The following is a 20,512-nucleotide window of genomic DNA, read 5'->3' on the forward strand; positions in this document are numbered from 1 at the left end:
CTGTCCTTTAGCTTTCCAGAATGGAAAGGACCAATGCCTGTATGGCCCTGGTCCGAGCCGGTCAGATTTGATGCGGCAGGGCGGTTGATGCCTCGGTCAAGCGTCAAACAATGCACACGCAGCCGTCAACTTGTCTAAGGCATCTGGCGATCTGGCCTCCACCACAGCACGCGGCGTGAAGCTCCAGCGCTTGGCAACCGCATCTACGAGACTCTCGCGGACCGCCCAGACGTGCGTTTTACCGGGCAGTTCGAGAAGCGCGGGCAAAAGCGGCGCCCATCCTTGTCCCATGACCTCCAGCTTTCCCACCTCATCGACGACGATAAGATCCGCTGTGGCGCAGCGTTTAGCATCCAGGGCGGCGTGGGCTGCATCGATTCCTTCTGAAAAAAACTCAAAACTGATCCGCGCCCGACCATGCGGTGCACAGCGAACGGCCAAGGGAACCCGGATTCCGGATGTCAAGTCAACCAGGTCGAAACCCGACCGCTGATCATTTTTCCACAATCCTTCGGCAAGGATTCCGGCGACGCTAACATTATGTTGACGGCACAGGTTTATATACTGTGCGATCAACGATGATTTCCCGGTGTGCTGCGGAGACGTAACGATAATAATGCATGGATTGTCTGTTTGCATGAACGGTCACTCCAGTTAATCATGACGTTGCGTTAACGAATCGATTTTTTATATGCATTTCTCAGTTTGATGCAGATTCTCTTGCAAGATTCAGGCACTATCTATTGGCATGTCTGGATTGACTTTGTATCAGATCCGGAAATTTCGCTGGAATAAGTTACCGTTACTTGGAGATTGCCACTATCTGCCGACCCAAGGCCCGTCTCATAAGTCAACACATACTGGTCGGTGAAGAGCAGGTCTGCTAATTGGCTATAAATGGTGGATAGATTATCGGATGTGGCAGATGAAGAGAATGTGCCTCCGGTAGCTTCGGAAATCTGCTCAAGAAGGTCTGGATCCACTCGATCTCCAAGTCCGACTGTGAAGATGGGCACCCCATTTGCAACAGCCTTGTCAATAATATCGCTTATTGTGTTGGTGGAAAGGGGATTACCGTCGCCATCATTGTCCTCACCGTCGGTATTTATGATAATCGCCTTCCTGTCTTTGGCACTGGCTGAAATAGTTGAAATTGCAGTATCGAGAGAATCGTAAAACGCAGTTTTCGTGCCGACATCCGGTGTGGATTGAATCGCATTAATCAGCGATGTTTTGTCCGATGTAAACGGTTGCGCGATCTCAATCGTGGTTGCGTATTTGATGATTGCTGCTTCGTCATTGTCGCCAAGCTGCTCGATGAAATCCGTTGCCGCTTTTTCCATGTCCGTAATATTGTCCGGTTCTTGTGTGATGCTAAAGCTGTAGTCCATCAACAATGCCACGGATAGGCTGACCGAGTTATTCACCAGACTGGTTGAAGACGATTGAACATCAACATCTGCCTCTATCAGCGAAAAATCATCAATATCTAAGGTGGTTACTGGAAACCCTGCCTGATCGCTCACAGATACATAGGCGGTTACCGATGATCCAACATCACGTGGACATGCATCGGTCTGGTTGATTTTTACACTGATGCTTGTGACATCCTGGCGTATCCCTGAAAGGTCCAGATCAAAAGCTCGCGTCGTGGAGTCGTTGGACTGGATGGCAAGCGTTGCCGTGTAGCTAATGCCATCGGCGGGTATCTCAGTGTCTTGTGGAAGGAAATCAACGGTTACCGTGCAACTGTTGCCTGCTGTGATGGTGGGGGTTGCAGATGCGCACGCATTATCGCCGTTAGTCAAATCCAGGCTGAAATGGGTGGTATCTGAAAGGCTGATATCTGAAACGATTAAGTCCGCACTGCCGCTATTCTGAATGGTAACTTCCAAAGGTGCTGCAGAGTTCGCCCCCGTTACTGTGCCAAAATCATAACTTTCAGGAAGAACGGATATTTCGGGGGTTGGCGTGTCAGAAGAATCATCCGTTGTATTCGCAGGTGTGTCTGAATCGTCGTCTCCGCTACATCCGATTACCAGCAGTGAGAATAGAATCAATACAATCCAAATGTTACGCTTTGAAGTCATGGCCCCTTCCTTTGTAGAGATAGAGATGAGATAGAGATAAGGTTACGGCAAAATATCAATAGAAATATCATGAGGCAAATCGCTTCCCCGATAAAATTTTTTGAAGTACATTATCATTATAAGTGGATAAGACCGGTGGAAGAATCGGCTGATGAGACATAATGAATATATTTGCTATCAACGATTTTAAAAATTTCATAAAATCTCAAATTGTTAAATGTATACATGTGGCGAAACCGTACCAATCGCCGATTGATCGGACTTTATATTGTGAAAACAGCATGGTTGTAAAGGTAAATTTATAACACGATCAGACCGATTCGTTTGGGAGTTCCAGGACCGTCCTGAGGAGATAAAGGTCCGAACGCTAAGCAGATTGACGGTGGTTGAAGAATTTTTCTTTAACCACCGTTTTAATTGTCATCCAATCTGCTTTTGTATTCGAAAAAAATCCAAAAATTCATTTATCATTCTTCGCGGTTTTGCGTTTCCTTCAACAACCGCTCTATGACCATACTGAAGTGGCTGGGTTGTTTGGCACCCTTGATAATCACGCCATTGGCGATGAACATTGGTGTCGACCGCAAATTGAGTTTGGCGGCCTGAGCTTTGTCTGATTCAACCTGTTTGGCGATTTCATCCGATTGGCGGTCACGATTGAATTGTTCGACATCCAGGGACAGGTCCTTGGCAAACTTTTCCAGCGTGGCATCGTCCAATTGACTTGCATTGGCAAAGAGCAAGTCGTGGTATGGCCAGAATTTCCCCTGTTTGTGGGCGGCCAGGGCGGCTTTGGCGGCTGGCAGGGCTTGCTCATGCATCTCAAGCGGCAAATTCTTGAAGGCAACGCGAACCTTACCATCGTATTTTTTGAGAAGATACTCCATGGTTTTGGCGCCCCGTGCACAATATGGACATTGAAAGTCAGTGTACTCGACAATGGTCACTGGTGCGTCTTGTGCGCCTTTAACGGGGGTGCCAGGTTGAATATCAACTTTCACACGGTTTTTAAAATTTGCATCAAGGCGCCGTACCTGTTCCTCAGCCTTTTGTTGGCGTACGTACGCATTGATTGTATCATACATCAGCTTGGGATTATCACGGATCACCTGTTTGATGGTCTCGTTAAGCTTTTCATCATCGGGCAGTTGTTCCTTGATCAGCTGTTTGATCGTCTCGCGGAGCTTTTCATCATCGGGCTGTTTATTTTGGCAAGCCGACAATGCAAAGATGAGTACAATCCCTGAAATAAAAACAAGGCGTTTAAAAAAAATTTTCATCATTATTCCTTTTTGACAGTTGTAAAATACGGCGGGCCATCGATTTTGATACGCTCAAGCCCAGTTCATGTTTCTACAAAAAACCCTTCATGGTCATGCCCGAAAAAACAAAAAGCGGTCCACATGCGGTACACTTTCCGAATTGTCATACCGGGACTTGACATTCCTGCCCCAGCAGGTTGAGTCGGCTAGTTTCACGTGGGGGGACCGGCTATCCGGACGGTAAACTACTAGTCTTCACGCTTTTGTGCAAGTCCATCGGAAAAAACCATTGTATCTAAGGCACAGGAAAAAAAATAATTCCCCCATCTTGCTTGTCCTTGCGCGGTGTCTACGGCGTTTTATCCACCGGCACAGATTCCAAATATGCACCAGCGGATGCGCCTTGCCTGATTTTATTATGGTTGGCGAACGCAAATCCGGCGCAATCTGGTTTAATTATTTTTTACCTGCACCCTAAAGGATCGATAAGATCCATTTTGGCGTATGAGAGGAAATCCAAAATGGTGTGAGAACAATTGTCATGAACGAAAATATAAAGTATGTAGCAACAAATTATGTCGCAGAGCAATTTTTATATTACTTAGAGCCTGTTTGAGAAGTCTGGATCAGGCCCGATAACAAGGCGGAAAGTGGCTCAAAAGCGGAGCATATATGTAATATGTGAGCATTTTGAGACACTTTCCAACGCCGTTAGCGGGCCTTAGGGCTCGCGCAAAAATAACTTCACATTTTCAGCGCCCATCCATCCCGCTCAGCGGCGTTGCGAAAACACGGAATATGCCTGATATTCCTTTGTCTTCGCGCCTTGCTGAGCGGGCGCCAGAACACTGACAATTTGTGAATTTATTTTTGCGCGAACCCTTAGACGGATTTATCAAACAGGTTCTTACAGCCGTAACTGCTGAACTGATGGACGTGCCGGCAATACCTGATGTTTAGGGAAAAGAGAATAAAATGCCTGTTGAAAAACGTAAGACCGATTATGCCCCGGCGGAGCGTGCCTCAAAAGACCAAATCAATGAAGAAGCCAATGCGTTATTAGATTTGCCCCTGCTTGCTCAACTGCTTGATGCAATACCCGATATAGTTCTCATCCTTAATGCGTACAGGCAAATCGCGTTTGCCAATCAAGCCCTCGCTGATGCTTTAAACCTGTCAGATAGGCGCGAAATATATGGTTTGCGTCCAGGTGAGGCCCTCCAATGCATTCATGCCGATGAAAATAATTGTGGATGCGGGACCACTTGCTTTTGCAAAACCTGCGGTGCCGTGAATGCTATTCTTTCCGGCCTGCGTGGCAATAAAACAATGCAGGAATGCCGAATCAGGCAAAAAGAGACCGGTCATGCATTTGATCTGCGTGTTGCCGCGACGCCTTTTAAAACCGGGAACCGTTCTTATGTCATTTTTGTTGCCACGGATATCAGTCATGAAAAGAGAAGAAATGTACTCGAAAGAACTTTTTTTCACGACATCTCAAATACGCTTAGTGGTGTTGTCGGTTACGCAGAACTCTTGCCGATATCTCCAAGCCGCAAACATAAGGAACTACTTGCGCAACTGGCAATTTGTGTGCATCGGCTTCAAGAGGAAATCAATTCCCAACAAGGCCTGATATCAGCCGAAAATGGAGATTTAAGCGTACATCCCGGCTCTATTCGTTCACTCGAATTTCTTCGTGAGATGATAAATTGTTACAAAAAAGAAATTTCTCTTTATCTTCTGTGAAAATCTGTCTGGACGAGTCATCCATTGATATCATCCTGGTAAGTGACAAAACCCTACTTTTCAGAGTTTTCGGCAATATGATGAAAAATGCTATCGAAGCTTCCCAACCCGACAACAAAGTAATGGTCGGGTGTGCATTAGACGTTAATAAACGAATCTGCTTTTGGGTACATAATTCACAATTTATTCCTGTGGATATTCAACTTCAGATTTTCAATCGATCATTTTCGACAAAAGGTCAAGGTCGAGGAATTGGAACGTATAGCATGAAGTTGCTGACGGAAAAATATCTCAAAGGCTCGGTCATCTTTTCATCCATAAAGGAGCAGGGAACTACTTTTTCGGTAACCCTACCGTTGATATTGGAATAAATCAGGTCGAAGACTGTCGGTAAGCATTGGCTGCCGGTCTGTTGATGGCCCTGCCGACAAGATACCGTATCGGCGTGCCGACCTGTTTCAATTGGACGATAACCACTTAAAATAATGGACATTGATTCGTAATTCCAGTAAGATTCTTTTATCCGGGTGTGGGCGTTCAGGCGCCTTAAGCTCACGCCTGTTTCAGCCGATAATATAAAAATTCAACACCCCGTTGCGGCTGGCAATCGGCCTTGTAATGATAAAGGCCGGTCAGGTGCTGGGATGTTGTCAGGGGACAGAAAAAATCAGTTAGAACATGCAGCCTGATTGTTTTGGAGGGGCGCAAGATGCAAAGCAGCAAGGGAACCATAATGGTGGTCGATGACAGCCTCACCATGCGTCATGCCATTAGAAATGCGCTGGAACCCCACGGGTATACCGTTGTCGAGGCCGAAAATGGCGTTGATGGCTTGCTTCGTACGTTGTCTTATGAAAAACCGGATTTGATCACACTCGACATTGAAATGCCGGAGATGGACGGCATCTCAATGTGCCGGAATATCCGCAAAATTAGTCAGCTCGATGAGCTACCGATTATCTTTCTTACATCTATGGCGGACCAAAAGAAATTGCTAAAAGTATTTCAAGCCGGCGCCACGGACTACCTGATCAAACCGTTTTTAAAAGAAGAACTACTTGCACGATTGCGAGTACATTTGGAAAAATCCCGGCTGATTCGAAAATTGCGCAGCACCGTTGAACAGCTCAATGCCGCCGAACGGGTACGCGCGGAAAAAGACAGGCTTCAGGGAGTAGTGGAAATGGCCGGTGCGGTCTGCCATGAACTGAACCAGCCAATTCAGTCCGTTAGTGGCTATGCTGAATTAATGATGATGAAAGCCGATGACAGTAATCCGTTGACCGGCTATGCCCAGAAAATAGCAACGCAGGTAGACCGTATGGGTAAAATTACCGGTAAGCTAATGAATGTGACCACCTATCGGACCAAACAACATGACCCCAATACCCGGATCATCGATATTGACGAAGCCACCGGCAATGTCCTCTGAATGCACTGATATTCATCCCCCTATACTTCCGGTCTTCCAAAAAGAGAAATAGTTGTTTGCCCTTGAAACGTTCTATGTTGAAATCAATATTCATGCTTTAATGGTGTCGATTTTATTTCATCCCCGATCCTAAGCATGATTTTTCCAGCTACCAACTGGGTGAAAAGAGGGCAAAGTAGTTTGCGGGGCGCACGCAGGCCGGGCATTTTGCTGGAGCTTGCGGCGCTTCGTGGATGTAGCCGCAGTTCATACATCGCCAGACCCGATCGGACCGGCGGCTAAACGTTTTTCCGTTTTCCACGTTGTGGGCCAGTGCGCGGAAGGTTTTTTCGTGTTGCACCTCGGCAACGGAAATGGCGTCCCATAAATCGGCCGGCCGGTTAAAGCCCTCGGCCCGGGCGATCTTGGCAAAGCCGGCATACAAATCGCTGTGGACATAATGTTCCAGATCCGCGGCAGCTTCCAAATTTTCAAGGGTTTTTTTAACCACGCCGGTCAGAAAACTGGCGGTAACCTCCAGCGTCCCGCCATTGAAAAACTTGAAAAAACGCAGGGCGTGTTCGCACTCCTGATCGGCGGTTTCCTTGAAAATGTCGGCGATTTGAATAAAGCCATCCTGTTTGGCCTGATTGGCAAAAAAGATGTAACGGGTGGTTGCTTGGGACTCAAAGGCATATGATATCAATACGTTTTTTGCGGTTTGGCTTTCTCTGAAGGCCGCCATGCAATTTCTCCTATGGTTTGTGACCGGTTTACTATTATGCGCGGTGAACGAAAAATTATATGCGCGGCATGTCAACCCTGCCCCTCGAGGGAGGCTGATTAAGGAATATTTGGGTAATTTATTTCGTGCGCCTTTTTATTTTAACCGAATTTTCCTATATATGAACGAATACTAACGCTAAATCAGAGCGAACGAATGACAATGTAAGGTAGTTAAAAAAACGAAGCGGTCTCCCGCCATTATGGGGTTGATGACGAAAAACCGCTTCTTGGTTGGGCCGGTTTAAATTCCTTTTGGATTGACAAATTGCCCTTAACTTTGCTGATTTGGTTTTATTCCTCAATTATTTCGATTGCTTCTGCGCCACACTCCCTGACCGCTTGGCGAACGACGTCTTCAAATTTTTCAGGGATAGTATCAAACTTCACGATCGATTGAAGTTGATCTTCGTCGTATTCGAACACTTCGGGACAAAGATTGTTGCAATTTCTGTCTCCCATGCACTGACTGTTTACTTTTACTTTCATTAATTTGCCTCCTTGTTTGGTAAAAACAACGAAAAGTAAAAAAGGTGGGGCGCAGGACAAAACCTGTCAAACGAAGTGTAACGTTATAAATATAAATCATAACCGTTCACATTTCAACGATCAAACGGAAGGAAAACAGGGCAGCCGCATTATCTTGAATGCTATAGTATCCGATAGTGAATGGCCAGCGGGTGGTTGGCATTGACTTTTTGTCCCAATCCAATGATTCCTTGGCCTTTAAGTTGTGTCTCATCCCGCCGAAGAATGGCCGGTGTGCCATGGTGCGGTTTTAAAAAGGTACCGTTGGTACTCTGATCTATGAGCATGAACTTGTCGCGACGAAGTTCAATGCGCGCATGCATGCGCGAAACCAGCAGATCGTCGACGATCAGGTGATTGGCCATTCCGCGTCCCAAAGTGAGAATGGGCCTTTCATTATCGACCAATACACGGTTTTGACGATAACGGATCTGAAGAAAATACTGATCTGCGGCCAGGGAGGCAATGACTTCCTCGGTGAGCGAGCTGGTCATCGTCATCTGTTCAGGTTTGCCCCAGATCAGTTCGTGGATTTCCATGATGCCGTCTTTGCCCCGCACCCGTGTTCGATCCACCGTTCGTGCTTTGTGACGCAGGGATTTTTTCATCATGGACAAGGTCTTTTTGTTGGTGATGACTTGGTCGGCTTTGGCCAGTTCCCCCATGCGAGCGGCAACGTTGACAGCTTCTCCGAACACATCTTCTGGTTTGAAGAGTACCTCGCCGTGGTGAAAACCAATCCTCAGGTGGATATTGGCATTCATCATTTCAGAGTCAAATGAGACTTCTTCATGCATCTGGATTGCCGTTTTTGCTGCCTGATCGGGTGTCTGAAACGTGCATAACACCGCATCACCAATGGTTTTTACCACCGTACCATTATTTTCAAGGGCTACTTTTTTAAGCATTTCCAAACAATCGGTAATCAGCACCTGGGCCCTGATATCGCCGAAGGTGTCGTACAGGCGGGTACTACCGGCAATATCTGCAAACAAAATGGTCACTTGACGGGTGGGGGGATTCATCCTGGCAAATCACCTTTTAAGGAATTGTGAGTTTGATATACAGTTCATCACTGGCATTTACTGCGTCAAGTTGTCAAGGCCATCCATAGACGTAAAGATGGCGGGCAGTCATGACATGGAAAGCAGATAGCTTCTAAGATTGGTCTGGCTGTTGCTTAATCCGAATTTTTTACGCAGATTTTTACGATGAAAATGAATCGTTGTTTCCGACACGTTCAAGATATCGGCGATTTCCTTGCTGGCTTTGCCGTCCTTTACCAGCGCAGCGACCTGGATTTCCTGAGGTGTCAGGATAATACTGGCATTGGCCAAGTTTTGCATCATCGGTGAAATGATATTCTGCAGGTGGGATTCGATGATGTCAACGATTGTTTTGTCTTTGGCTTTCAGGTTGACGCGTTTGAGTTTTTCCACGTACGGCATCACCATCTCTTTGATGTTGGTGATCACCTTTTGTTCTAAATCGGTTTTATCGTTTTCGCGTTGTTTCAACAACACTTTTAAGGCGATATTGGCTTCTTCCAATTCGACCTTTTGCTGGGTCAACTGGGCTTCACTTTTACGCAAGGCTTCTTCGGTAAGCTTGATGTCGGTGATTTCTTCATGACTGACGACCACCCGGACGGGGCCCTCACCGGACATTTTGATGGCGCGCATGTAATACCAGTGGGGGCCGTCCGGGCTATGGCAGGGATAGTCAAATAAAAACTCATCGACCCGGCCTTCAATGACGCTGCGAATGCCGTCGGCTACGGTCCGCGCATTGGCGTCCTCTTCACCCTTGGTGGCTTCACATATTTCCAGGTAGTCATCTCCAATGGAGGTGTAGTCTTCAGGCATACCGCTTTTTACGGCAAACGTTCGCCACGCCCGGTTGGTGTCCAGAATAATCCCATTTTCATCCAAGATGGCGATATGGGCTGAAAGGGAATCGAGCACGGTCCGTGCTTCTTCGCTGGAATAGCACAGTGGCACGGTCTCTGCTTGTGACGGATCGTTTTTCAGTTTGCTCATCGGTCGCACCGTCGACAATGAATGGTGAGTATAACGGGTCAATATTTAGCATATGTAGTCGAATCGCACAACAGACCGGCAGCGGCCTATTTGTTGTATGATAACCACTGTGCGTTGAATTGCAAAGACCCCGGCCGCACAATTCTTGTCAATCGGGAGGGGAGAAAGCTCGGGCAATGCACATGAATAGGAGGATGCCTTGGCCCTTACTGCCGATAGATGATCGTACCCACGTGTTCGCCTTGCATGGCTTTGGTAATGTTGCCAGGAACCATGCCGTTGATGATCTGAACCCGGTCAATCACTTCACTGTTTTGGATGATTTCAAGACACGGCCTTTCGATCACCAGGTCGTCCAGGTCCTTTGCCAGCAGGTCCGCGGCACCGATTTCAGGTATGAATTCAGCATCAGGGTCTTTCTTGGGATCAGCGGTATAAAGGCCATCTTCATCCTTGATAAACAGGATGGTTTTGGAACCCAATAGATCTGCCAGAACGACCAGACCCACATCGGTGCGATGAATGGGAATTCGGCCGGTTTTGGGTTTGATGGCGAAATAGTCGTATGGCGGCATGCCGTGCATCACCGGGATAATGCCTTCGGCAAAGTAGGTGGGAAGTTTGACAATGTCCGAATGGGACATTTGGATGCCCCCCCAGGGACTGAGCAAGGTGGCGATCATCAAGGCGTTTTGCTCGGAAATCATACTGCCGAACTTGGCGATGATCCCCGTGGGCATCCCCATTTCCAAGCCGATGGTGTAGATGTGCCGGCTGCGCGTCCCGCCGCCCGTGGTGACCACCAGCTTTTGATCCTTGCGAACCTTGACGATCTCCCTGATAATACCGGGAAGGGCTTTGATTCCTCGGTCACAGATGGACTGCCCGCCGATTTTTACCACGGCGACATCCGGATACAGGCGCTCCTGAGGCGCGATATCAAGATTGTCTATAAACGCTTTGCTTACCAGACTTTCTCCCATGAGACGACTTTTCACATGCAGGCGCTTACCGTCCTTGTCTCTGACCAGTGTCATGCTTGCTCCTTGGGTTGTGGCTTGTCCGGAAACGGCCAATTGATCCGACTCGGATATTTTAATATATCCTTATGATACCCATTGGCCTGTTTCTGGACAAACGCTGGTTTTAGGCTTGAGCTTGTTTATGCTTTCCTTTATGCCCACCGCCGGTTAACTCGACCAGCTGGGCACCGACCGCATCGGCCATTTGTTGTATTTCATTCATGCGTAGATGGCCGGCATAGATCTTAAGATCGACACCGGAGACCCCTGCAATCCTAAAGCGTGGGGTTTTTGATCCGTCTTTGACCTTCTGCCGTTCACGATAAAAAATGTGTCCGCCCATAATGACCTCCTGTGGCAAGTAGTGGAAAAAAGTACTATCGAAATATCATAATTCAACTTTGAGCACATGTAAAGTGGTGGAAAAAAAAGATATATTTATTCCTCTATCATGCCCGTGAGGGGTAATGAATCGACGATTCAGGTTATTTTCTGCCCTTTTTTTCCATGCTGAATAAAGATCCTTGAAGAAAAGCGAAAAATCATCATAAGAAGAAACCGACGTCAGCGATGCGTGGGAGAGGATGACACTGAGATTCGATTACGGCATGACTGATTAAACCATACCGCAAGACCTGTCATCGTTCAAGTGTTCTGTCAAGGCGCCGATATGGTTTTTGGAATTTCAGTGCAGGGACTTTCGGCGCAAGACCACGGATCAGTCACATCATCATTTTTCATTGAAAGGATCAAGTCGTTGCGTATTCTCCTGATTTGGGGCAACGCAGGCGATGCTGCCCCAATCCACACCGTTTTTTCCCAGATCAGCGCATTTGACTGCCAGGTCAAACCCGTGGCGACACTTGCCGACGGCCTGGACGCGTTAGCCACGTCAGCGTATGCATTAATCTGTGTCAATCTGGAATTGCCGGACAGCCAGGGCGTTGACGCACTGAAAAAAGTCCTGGCCATGGCACCGGACATTCCGGTGATCGCACTGACCGGGCCCGGTCATGTCGGGATTGAGCTAAAGGCTGCTGAACTCGGGGTTCAGGGAATCCTGCCGGCAGCGTCACTGGATCCCCACCTGCTGCCCGGAGCAATTGCTGTCGCCGTGGCGCGCCACCGCCGGGAACGCTTACTTCAACGAAGTGAAAAAAAATATCATACCATTCTGGAAAGTATCGAAGAGGGGTACTATGAAATTGACCTTAAAGGGCGCCTTACCTTTTTCAACGATGCCCTGACCCGGATTTTCGGCTACGATCGGGACACCCTGCTGTCATTGGTTTACAGCGATGTGATGGATCCGTCAACGGCTGACAAGGTGGCCCGGTCAATCAAAACCATTCTGAAAACCGGCAAACCGATACACGCCCTGCAATATGAAATCGTGCGTGGAGATGGAATCAAGCGGTATATTGAATGCTCGGTATCGCTCCTGAGTAACAGGCGTGGGCGTCCCTTGGGCTTTCGCGGTATTGCCCGGGATGTCACCCGGCGCAAGCAGGCCGAGGTGGTCCTGGCCGAAGCCAAAAAGCGTGCCGAGGCAGCCACGCTGGCCAAAAGCGAGTTCCTGGCCAACATGAGCCACGAGATCCGTACGCCCATGAACGGCATCATCGGCATGTACAATCTGTTGCTCGATACGGACCTGACCCTGGAACAAGCGGATTTTGTCGACACCGGTAAGCGCAGCGCCGACAGCCTTTTGTCGATTATCAACGATATCCTTGATTTTTCAAAAATCGAGGCCGGTAAGCTGGATATAGAAGTCCTTGATTTCAACCTGCGCAAAACCATTGGTGACCTGGTTACCCTGCCCGCTGTGCAGGCCCAGTCCAAAGGTCTTGAATTCGCTTACCAGATCGATCCCGAGGTGCCTTTCCTGCTCAAAGGGGATCCCGGACGACTTCGCCAGATCATCATGAATCTGGCCACAAATGCCATCAAATTCACCAAACAGGGCGAAATCGTTTTACGCGTTTTTCTGGAACATGAGTCGGAAACCGACGTGGTCCTGCGATTTGTCATTCGGGATACGGGAATCGGTATTTCCGTGCCCGATCAAATGACATTGTTCAATTCGTTCGCGCAAGTGGATGCGTCCACTACCCGAAAATATGGCGGTACCGGTCTGGGTCTGGCCATCTGCAAGCGTCTGGCCGAGTTGATGGGCGGCGAGATCGGCGTTCAGAGCGGCGGGTTGCGGAAAGGCTCGCTTTTCTGGTTTACCTGCCGCTTTGCAAAACAGCCGCAATCCGCCGTGCAGCCCATTGAAATTCCAGATATCATTCAGGGTAAACGGATCCTGATCGTGGACGACAACAAGACCAATCTGGACATTTTAAACGGTTATCTCAAATTGTGGGGATGCAGCTGCGATATGGCGGGCAGCGGAGAGATGGCGCTTTCCCTGATGCATGCCGTGGTCAACGCCGGCGCACCTTACGACCTGGTGATCTCCGATATGCTGATGCCTGAGATGGATGGCGCCGAGTTGGGACGACGCATCAAAGCCGACCCGCTTTTGAGCCAGACCCTGATGATTATGCTGACCTCTCAAGGCATGCGTGGCGATGCATCGGAGGTCAAACGCATCGGATTCTCCGCCTACCTGACCAAACCGGTCAGACGATCGCTTCTTTTCGACTGTATGGTGACCGTGCTAAGCCGGAAGGAACAGCCATCACAAACGCTTCAGCGGCCGCCGTTGGTGACCCGCCACAGCCTCAATGAACAAAAGGCCCGAAAGGTGCGTATCCTGCTGGTGGAAGATAATCCTGTCAATCAGAAACTGGCCTTGACTTTGCTCAAACGGTTCGGTTTCATGGCGGATGTGGTCGGCAACGGCAAATTGGCCTTAGGCGCACTCGCATCGACGGCCTACGATTTGGTCTTGATGGATGTTCAGATGCCGGAAATGGACGGGCTCGAAGCGACCCGGCGCATTCGCGATGGGCGTGGGCGCGTGCTGAATTCAAAACTGCCCATCGTTGCCATGACCGCCCATGCCATGAAAGGCGACCGGGAAAAGTGCCTGGAAGCCGGCATGACCGATTATATTTCCAAACCCATCAAGCCCGACACGCTACTCGAGACCATCGAAAAACAGCTTGCCCACGATAGCCCGTAATGATTTAGGGCTTGACGATACCAGTGCGCGCCCGTTAATATCTTTTCCGTTTACTTTACTCATTATTCATCCCAACCTTTTTCAACAAAAATATCCACATTAACGTGTTCGTCCTTCTACTACCGGTCCGTCAGCGGAACCGCCACTTGGAGATACCACATGAAACACGTGATTATCGGAAATGGAATTGCCGGCGTATGCGCGGCTGAGGCGATTCGGGCCTTGGACCCGTCGGCTGTTATCACCATGATCGGTGATGAAACCTTTCCCCCGTATAGCCGTCCCATGATCAGCTATGTTCTGGAGGGCTCCCAGCCCCATGCGAAATTACCCATCCGGTCAGAGAAATTCTATAATGAGCTGAAGATCGATGCTTTGCTCGGTCAGCGTGCCGTGGCCATCGATGTGGATGAACATCAGGTAAGCCTGGCCGATGGCCGGCCGGTCGATTACGACCGCCTGCTCATCGCTGCCGGGGCCGATCCCCGGCCGGTAACAGCGGATGGGATCAATCTGAAAAACATATTTTACATGCGCACCCAGGAGGATGTCCGGCAGCAGGTAGCCGCGCTGGACGGTGCGCGCCGGGCCGTTGTGCTCGGTGGCGGGCTGGTGGGGTTTAAAGCGGCTTACGGCCTTCTCAAGCGTGGCCTGTCGGTGACCATGCTGATCAGCTCGGGCTATCCGCTCTCCATGCAGGTGGACCCGGTAGCCGGTCGCATGATCCTCGACGAGTTGGTACGCAGAGGACTGACCGTGAAGGTGGGCGTCAGCGTGCGTGCCTTCGAGGGAAACGGCCGGGTGCAGGCTGTAGTGACCAATGGCGACATCCGTCTGCCTTGCGATCTGGTGATCATCGGCAAGGGGGTTCTGCCGGTGCGCGACTTTATTCCTATCGATAAAATCGACGTCGACCTGGGGGTGGTCGTCGATGAATTCATGCAGTCGAGCGAGCCGGGCATTTACGCCGCCGGTGACGTGGCCGAATCGGTGGATATTGCCCGTGGCTGTCGCTGGGTCAACGCCCTGTGGCCTGAGGCGGCGGCCCAGGGGCGTGTGGCTGGACTCAACATGGCCGGCCGGCCGGTGGCCTATCCCGGCAGCCTCAGCCGCAATGTGATGCGTATATTCGACCTGGATGTGCTTACCCTGGGTGTTCCCAATCCATTTGATGACGCGGGCTATCGGATCCTGCAAACCGGCGGCGCTAGTCATCGGACCTATCGGCGATTGGTTTTTAAGAATAATATACTTGTCGGCGCCATGCTGATTAACGATATAGAGCAGGGTGGGGTGCTACGCGCTTTGATCGAAAACCGTACGCCCATTCGCCTGGCAGACGAAAAATTAATGCAGCCGGGATTTAATTTTGGACAGCTGCTTTAACATGCAAAAAGGAGGAACAATGAAACAAGTTGTCGTCCATCCTGAGCGTTGCGTGGGCTGCATGCAATGTATGCTGGCTTGCGCAACGGCCCATTCGCGCAGCGGTACGCTGTTTGCCGCAACGCTGGAGACTCCGCAGCCCAAACCACGAATTCATGTGGGGGCCGGCCGGTTCAACGAGGGCTTCCCCAACCGCTGCCGTCACTGCGATCCGGCGCCCTGCCAGATGGCCTGTCTGGCTGGCGCCATTTATCGCCTCAGCAGCACCGGTACGGTCATGATCAATCCGGACCGTTGTATCAACTGCGCCTCCTGCGCCATGGCCTGTCCCTATGGGGTGATCCGTTTTCATGAAGATCCCTTTGGCCCCGCCGGACATCCCATTGCCGTCAAATGCGACAATTGCAGTGCACGGGTGACCAAGGGCCAGATTCCGGCCTGTGTGGAAGTTTGCAAGGCCGACGCCTTGACCTATGAAGAAATCGATGAAGCCATGCGCCGCAAAACCCGCGCGGTGGCTCGCAGCATGTCTGCCGATACGGAGCAGCCGGTTGTTCCCGCCGGCGTGGCCCTGCTCAAATCCATCAAACAATCAGAGCTGAAGCTCAACGATAGGATGAATGATCGCTGAAGCGATTCTTAAGGAGGATAAGATGTTTGATCCCAAAACCAAGTTGTCGATCACCCAGGATGGTGATCCGCTTTACGCCAAGGCCCGTAAGGACGGTATTGAAACCGTTTGGGAACGACACGACGCCCAGCAGCCCCAGTGCGGATTCTGCGAGATGGGACTTTCCTGTCGCATCTGTGTGATGGGACCGTGCCGGGTCGATCCCTTTGGCGAAGGCCCCCAGACCGGCGTCTGCGGTGCCGATGCTGACATTATCGTGGCCCGCAACCTTTGTCGCATGATCGCCGCCGGTGCGTCCGCTCACTCGGATCACGGTCGTGACCTGGTGGAAGTGCTGGCCGGCGTGGCGGACGGCAGCGCCATCGGCTATCAGATTCGCGACGAGGCCAAACTGAAACGCGTGGCCGAGGAATATGGGGTGACCACAGCGGGCAAGGAAACCCTGGCCATTGCCGGTGAACTGGCCGACGCCATGATGGAAGATTACGGGATGCGGCAAAAATCCGTCAAAATGGTTGCCCGGGCCCCCAAAAAGCGACGTGAAATCTGGGAAAAGGTTGGTATCACGCCGCGCGGCATTGACCGCGAAACCTCCGAAATGATGCATCGCACCCACATGGGCGTGGACAACAACTGGCAAACCCTTTTGCTTCAGGGCCTGCGCAATGCCCTGTCCGATGGCTGGGGCGGTTCCATGATTGCCACCGAAGTCTCCGACATTCTCTTTGGCGTGCCGACCCCCCATCCCACCACGGTCAACGCCGGCGTACTCAAAGCAGACCAGGTCAATATTGTGGTGCATGGCCACAATCCAGTGGTGTCGGAGATGGTTTCGGCGGCCTGCCAGTCCAAGGACCTGATCGATCTGGCCAAATCCAAAGGCGCCACCGGCATTAACCTGGTGGGGGTCTGTTGCACGGGCAACGAACTGCTCATGCGCCGGGGGATCGCCATGGCCGGCAACCATCTGATGAGCGAACTGATTCTGTCCACCGGTGTCGTGGAGATGATGATCGTGGACTACCAGTGCATCATGCCGTCGGTGGGCAAGGTGGCCGGCAGTTATCATACCCGGATGATCAGCACCAGCGACAAGGCGCAGTTCCCGCATATGCAGCACGAAGAATTTCATCCCCACAACGCACAGAAAAAGGCTGTTGACGTGGTGCGTGCGGCTATCGAGAATTTTCCCAACCGCAAGGGCAAGCCGTTTATTCCCGTCGAGCCCCAGGAGGCGGTGGGGGGCTTCTCGGTGGAAACCATCGTAGGCGCATTAGGTGGCACGCCTGACCCGCTGATCGAGGCCATCAAGGCCGGCAAGATCCGCGGGGCCGTCGGCGTCGTGGGCTGCAACAATCCCAAGATCAAACATGATTACGGCCACGTGACCCTGACCCGGCGATTGATTGAAAACGACATTCTGGTCGTGGACACGGGTTGCGTATCCGTGGCCAACGCCAAGGCCGGCTTCAAACTACCGGCGGCGGCCGAGATGGCCGGACCCGGTCTTAAAGAGATCTGCAATGCACTGGGCATTCCACCGGTCCTGCACATGGGCAGTTGTGTGGACAACGTGCGCATCCTGGTGCTGGTCTCGGCCCTGGCCGATGCTCTGGGCGTGGACATCAGTGATCTGCCCGTAGCCGGGTCGGCACCGGAATGGTACTCGGAAAAAGCAGTCACCATCGGTACCTATTTTGTGGCCTCGGGCGTGACCACCCACCTGGGCCCCATGCCCCCCATTACCGGCAGCCTGAACGTCGTGAACCTGCTTACCGACGGGCTCAAGGACGTGGTCGGCGCCACTTTTGCCGTGGAACCCGATCCGGAGAAGGCTGCCATATTTCTGCGAAAGACCATTGAGGCCAAGCGCAAGGCATTGGGACTGGATGCACGCAGCGTTGATTAATGCATTTCCTTAACGATTACGAGCATGAGCACGAAAAACGTCAATACCCGTCGTGCTCGTGCTTAAGCTATGCGGTGCTCGTAATCGTTATCGGAAAAGTCGACATGGCATAATTACAATTGCCGCCGCATTTGAAATCCCCTTTCTATTTTTTCTGAATGCGATTATGATGATTGCCAAATAAGTGGTGTGTTGTCTATTTTCAATCGATGCGATCCTTCAATTGACATTTGGATGTTGGTCGTTGGCATTTTTTTTCATTTTCAACGGTCACCAATCGCTTCCGACCCAAGCGGTTACCCGGTGGCTGGTATCTAAAAGGCTTGACACCGGTTTCTTTCCAGTGGTAAATATAATTAGTGCGCTCTAAATAATTTCAACCGATGGATCTATCCCCAAAATGAAAAAATCTGCTGTCTTGGGCGGGCTTATCGATCGATCGAATTGCGTTACCAGAAAGGATGTAACGCTGTAATCCTTCCAAAACCGATTATACGAGTGGTTAAAAATTCCATGGATTATGAATCCTTTTCCAAAAGCTGGGACGGACATGTCCTTGAACTGATTGATGTCAGCGCCAAAAAGGTGCATGCAATTGACAAAAAACATAAACAAATCGTTGAGGGCGCATGCAAGGTCTTTTTCCAGAAGGGCTATCATCCCACATCGATCCGTGAAATATCCGAAGCGGCCGGCATGTCCATGGGGCAGTTGTACCACTACATCTCGTCCAAAGATGATGTTTTGTTTCTGATGCACCGGCACATGCAAACCACCTGGTACAAGTACCTGACGGAAAACCTGCATGAAGATCCCGATGATCCGGTACAAACCCTGACTGATGCCCTGCGTCTGACCACCGATTTTCATACCACCAATAAAAAACTGATCCAATTCGTCTATTCCGAGTCCAAATACCTGAGCAAGCAGCACCTCAAGGTGGTTTTGCAGATGGACGATAAAAACGTGGTGCAGTTTTGGCGGGATTTGCTCATTGCCGTTCAACGCAAAACCGGCCTCGACATCGATATCAACGCCTGCGCCAATATTCTCGTGTTTACAAATGTGTTTATGCCCTTGCGGGGATGGAATCTGAAAGACCGCCCGGCAAATGAATACAAAAAACAACTACTTCAATTCGTATTAAGGGGCATTGGTATACCGGCGCCTTCGTGAATTGATCCATTTTAAGTGATTCATCAATTTTAAAGTGTTTGATCTAAAAAACAAGAAAACATCAGACCATGTTTCACCGCTCGTTTGTCCAGACGTGCCCTGACGGTTTTGCAGCCAAGCGAGGCCAACGCCCGTGTGGCTGCAAAACCGTCTCTTTATCTGTTCCCTTATAGATAGTGCCTGTCCAGAAATAGGCAAATTTGGTCGAGATCAAGGCGCCCGAAAAATTTTACCACAGGTATATGGTTGATATTCCGAGGATAAAATTTTTCGCGCAACGCCGATATCGGGCAAATTGGTCATTTCTGGATGGGCACTAGATAACTGATCATGGATATAAATGCACCCTGGGGATCGCCAATAACGCAAAACCGGCCGACTTCGGGGATCTCCTGAGGCGGCAGCAGGACCTTACCGCCCAGCGCAACCGCTTTTTCCGCAGCGTCATCCACGTCATCCACGGTGACATACACCCCCCAGGCCGGGGGCATCGGTCCCGCTTCCACAGGCGTCGGCATGATGCCTGCCACCTCCTCACCGCCTGCCTTGACCAGTGTGTAGGTCATGTCGTCCATCGGCGCATCCTCATAAGTCCAGCCGAAAAGCTGTCCGTAAAAGGATTTGGCGGCCTTTGATTCACGGATCATTTTGACGATCAGTCCGGATAGATTGTCCCGCCGAAAGGCATCGAAGGTCTCGCCTGTCGGATCAACGGACCGGATCCGATCCACGCGAAAATCCCGATAATCCTGGCGAAGCCGGCAGAAGGCCAACAGGTGCCAGTGTTGCGCGTAAAAGCAGAGCCCCAATGGCTCGACGGCGCGGCGTGTGGTTTCTGCCTTGTAACCGGATGTATAGTCGATACGAATGACCTGATTGCGGCCCAGGATACCCTGAATATCCGGCAGCAGGTCGTGGGGGAACCCATCGGGTTGGCGGGGGGCGTGCTGCAGTACCTGGATGTGGGTCGAGAGGGTATTGAGACGCTCTTTTTCCGGCTCGTTCATGACAGCCTTGATTTTATCCAGCGCACAGGCATAGTGTCTGTTGGTTGCCAGATCGCTGAATTTCTCGACAAGCTTGCCGCCCAGCAGAAGGGCTCGCGCCTCCTTGTTGGTGAACATGACCGGGGGCAGGTGGTATCCCGGGGCCAGAAAATATCCCAGGCCGGGCTCGGATCCGATGGGCACCCCGGCATCCTCCAGGGCGCGGATGTCCCGGTAGACCGTGCGCAGGCAGATCCCGTAGCGCTCGGCGATTTCCTTTCCGGTAAGGATGCGCTTGGTCTGTAATTGCAGCAAAATGGCGGTCAGCCGGTCGATGCGGTTCATCTGGCAAGCCCCTGGTGGCGAAGATATTTCTATCGTGTGTTGATATAACCTAGTAACGC

General features: G+C 50.6%; 18 protein-coding genes. 8 read left to right on the forward strand and 10 right to left on the reverse strand.

Going from position 1 to position 20,512, the window contains the following annotated elements:
* Nucleotides 1–96: 96 nt before the first annotated feature.
* The 3 genes from Dvar_RS06515 to Dvar_RS06525 form a co-directional block, all read right to left on the reverse strand.
* The gene (locus Dvar_RS06515) at nucleotides 97–639 is read right to left on the reverse strand and encodes a nucleoside-triphosphatase (RefSeq protein ID WP_419660897.1); all 543 of its coding nucleotides are present in this window, start codon (nucleotides 637–639) and stop codon (nucleotides 97–99) included.
* A 101-nt stretch (nucleotides 640–740) separates the two neighbouring features.
* The gene (locus Dvar_RS06520; RefSeq protein WP_419660898.1) at nucleotides 741–2,090 is read right to left on the reverse strand and encodes a VWA domain-containing protein; all 1,350 of its coding nucleotides are present in this window, start codon (nucleotides 2,088–2,090) and stop codon (nucleotides 741–743) included.
* A gap of 467 nt (nucleotides 2,091–2,557) precedes the next feature.
* Nucleotides 2,558–3,373 carry a DsbA family protein gene (locus Dvar_RS06525; RefSeq protein WP_419660899.1) on the reverse strand — a complete coding sequence of 272 codons (816 nt, stop codon included), beginning with the start codon at nucleotides 3,371–3,373 and terminating at the stop codon, nucleotides 2,558–2,560.
* Between the two features lie 954 nt (nucleotides 3,374–4,327).
* Here Dvar_RS06525 and Dvar_RS06530 point away from each other — a divergent pair.
* From Dvar_RS06530 to Dvar_RS06540, 3 genes are all read left to right on the forward strand, one after another.
* On the forward strand, nucleotides 4,328–5,101 hold the full coding sequence (locus Dvar_RS06530; protein ID WP_419660900.1) for a PAS domain-containing protein: 774 nt from the start codon (nucleotides 4,328–4,330) through the stop codon (nucleotides 5,099–5,101).
* Nucleotides 5,098–5,472, forward strand: a complete 375-nt coding sequence (locus tag Dvar_RS06535; RefSeq protein WP_419664074.1) for an ATP-binding protein — start codon at nucleotides 5,098–5,100, stop codon at nucleotides 5,470–5,472. Before Dvar_RS06530 ends, Dvar_RS06535 begins: the two co-directional genes overlap by 4 nt.
* A gap of 338 nt (nucleotides 5,473–5,810) precedes the next feature.
* Complete coding sequence (locus tag Dvar_RS06540; RefSeq protein ID WP_419660901.1) at nucleotides 5,811–6,533, forward strand: response regulator; 723 nt, start codon at nucleotides 5,811–5,813, stop codon at nucleotides 6,531–6,533.
* Between the two features lie 148 nt (nucleotides 6,534–6,681).
* Here the strand turns inward: Dvar_RS06540 and rbr are convergent, their stop codons facing one another.
* The 6 genes from rbr to Dvar_RS06570 all read right to left on the reverse strand — a co-directional run bounded on the left by rbr (nucleotide 6,682) and on the right by Dvar_RS06570 (nucleotide 11,227).
* Complete coding sequence (gene rbr, locus Dvar_RS06545) at nucleotides 6,682–7,257, reverse strand: rubrerythrin (RefSeq protein WP_419660902.1); 576 nt, start codon at nucleotides 7,255–7,257, stop codon at nucleotides 6,682–6,684.
* A 332-nt stretch (nucleotides 7,258–7,589) separates the two neighbouring features.
* Nucleotides 7,590–7,784 carry a ferredoxin gene (locus Dvar_RS06550; RefSeq protein ID WP_419660903.1) on the reverse strand — a complete coding sequence of 65 codons (195 nt, stop codon included), beginning with the start codon at nucleotides 7,782–7,784 and terminating at the stop codon, nucleotides 7,590–7,592.
* A gap of 161 nt (nucleotides 7,785–7,945) precedes the next feature.
* Nucleotides 7,946–8,848: an adenylate/guanylate cyclase domain-containing protein gene (locus Dvar_RS06555; protein WP_419660904.1), complete on the reverse strand. Its 903-nt coding sequence runs from the start codon at nucleotides 8,846–8,848 to the stop codon at nucleotides 7,946–7,948.
* A gap of 108 nt (nucleotides 8,849–8,956) precedes the next feature.
* Entirely contained in the window at nucleotides 8,957–9,862 is a 906-nt protein-coding gene (locus Dvar_RS06560; RefSeq protein WP_419660905.1) for a LuxR C-terminal-related transcriptional regulator, read from the reverse strand.
* A 206-nt stretch (nucleotides 9,863–10,068) separates the two neighbouring features.
* Nucleotides 10,069–10,899: a uridine kinase gene (locus tag Dvar_RS06565; protein WP_419660906.1), complete on the reverse strand. Its 831-nt coding sequence runs from the start codon at nucleotides 10,897–10,899 to the stop codon at nucleotides 10,069–10,071.
* 109 nt (nucleotides 10,900–11,008) lie between these two features.
* Nucleotides 11,009–11,227, reverse strand: a complete 219-nt coding sequence (locus Dvar_RS06570; protein ID WP_419660907.1) for a hypothetical protein — start codon at nucleotides 11,225–11,227, stop codon at nucleotides 11,009–11,011.
* A gap of 414 nt (nucleotides 11,228–11,641) precedes the next feature.
* Here Dvar_RS06570 and Dvar_RS06575 point away from each other — a divergent pair, with 414 nt between their 5' ends.
* The 5 genes from Dvar_RS06575 to Dvar_RS06595 all read left to right on the forward strand — a co-directional run bounded on the left by Dvar_RS06575 (nucleotide 11,642) and on the right by Dvar_RS06595 (nucleotide 19,122).
* On the forward strand, nucleotides 11,642–14,020 hold the full coding sequence (locus tag Dvar_RS06575; protein WP_419660908.1) for a response regulator: 2,379 nt from the start codon (nucleotides 11,642–11,644) through the stop codon (nucleotides 14,018–14,020).
* A 159-nt stretch (nucleotides 14,021–14,179) separates the two neighbouring features.
* A complete protein-coding gene (locus Dvar_RS06580) occupies nucleotides 14,180–15,406 on the forward strand; it encodes an NAD(P)/FAD-dependent oxidoreductase (protein WP_419660909.1) in 1,227 nt (408 codons plus the stop codon).
* A 19-nt stretch (nucleotides 15,407–15,425) separates the two neighbouring features.
* The gene (locus tag Dvar_RS06585) at nucleotides 15,426–16,037 is read left to right on the forward strand and encodes a 4Fe-4S dicluster domain-containing protein (protein ID WP_419660910.1); all 612 of its coding nucleotides are present in this window, start codon (nucleotides 15,426–15,428) and stop codon (nucleotides 16,035–16,037) included.
* A gap of 22 nt (nucleotides 16,038–16,059) precedes the next feature.
* Nucleotides 16,060–17,946, forward strand: coding sequence for an anaerobic carbon-monoxide dehydrogenase catalytic subunit (cooS, locus tag Dvar_RS06590; protein WP_419660911.1), 1,887 nt, complete (start codon nucleotides 16,060–16,062; stop codon nucleotides 17,944–17,946).
* Nucleotides 17,947–18,459: 513 nt separating this feature from the next.
* Nucleotides 18,460–19,122 (forward strand): TetR/AcrR family transcriptional regulator, encoded by a 663-nt coding sequence (locus Dvar_RS06595; RefSeq protein WP_419660912.1) that lies wholly within the window; start codon nucleotides 18,460–18,462, stop codon nucleotides 19,120–19,122.
* 299 nt (nucleotides 19,123–19,421) lie between these two features.
* Here Dvar_RS06595 and Dvar_RS06600 read toward each other — a convergent pair whose 3' ends face one another.
* Nucleotides 19,422–20,453 carry a WYL domain-containing protein gene (locus Dvar_RS06600; RefSeq protein ID WP_419660913.1) on the reverse strand — a complete coding sequence of 344 codons (1,032 nt, stop codon included), beginning with the start codon at nucleotides 20,451–20,453 and terminating at the stop codon, nucleotides 19,422–19,424.
* Nucleotides 20,454–20,512 lie beyond the last annotated feature (59 nt).

The organism is Desulfosarcina variabilis str. Montpellier (genome assembly GCF_048565275.1).
GTDB classification, from domain to species: Bacteria; Desulfobacterota; Desulfobacteria; order Desulfobacterales; family Desulfosarcinaceae; genus Desulfosarcina; species Desulfosarcina variabilis.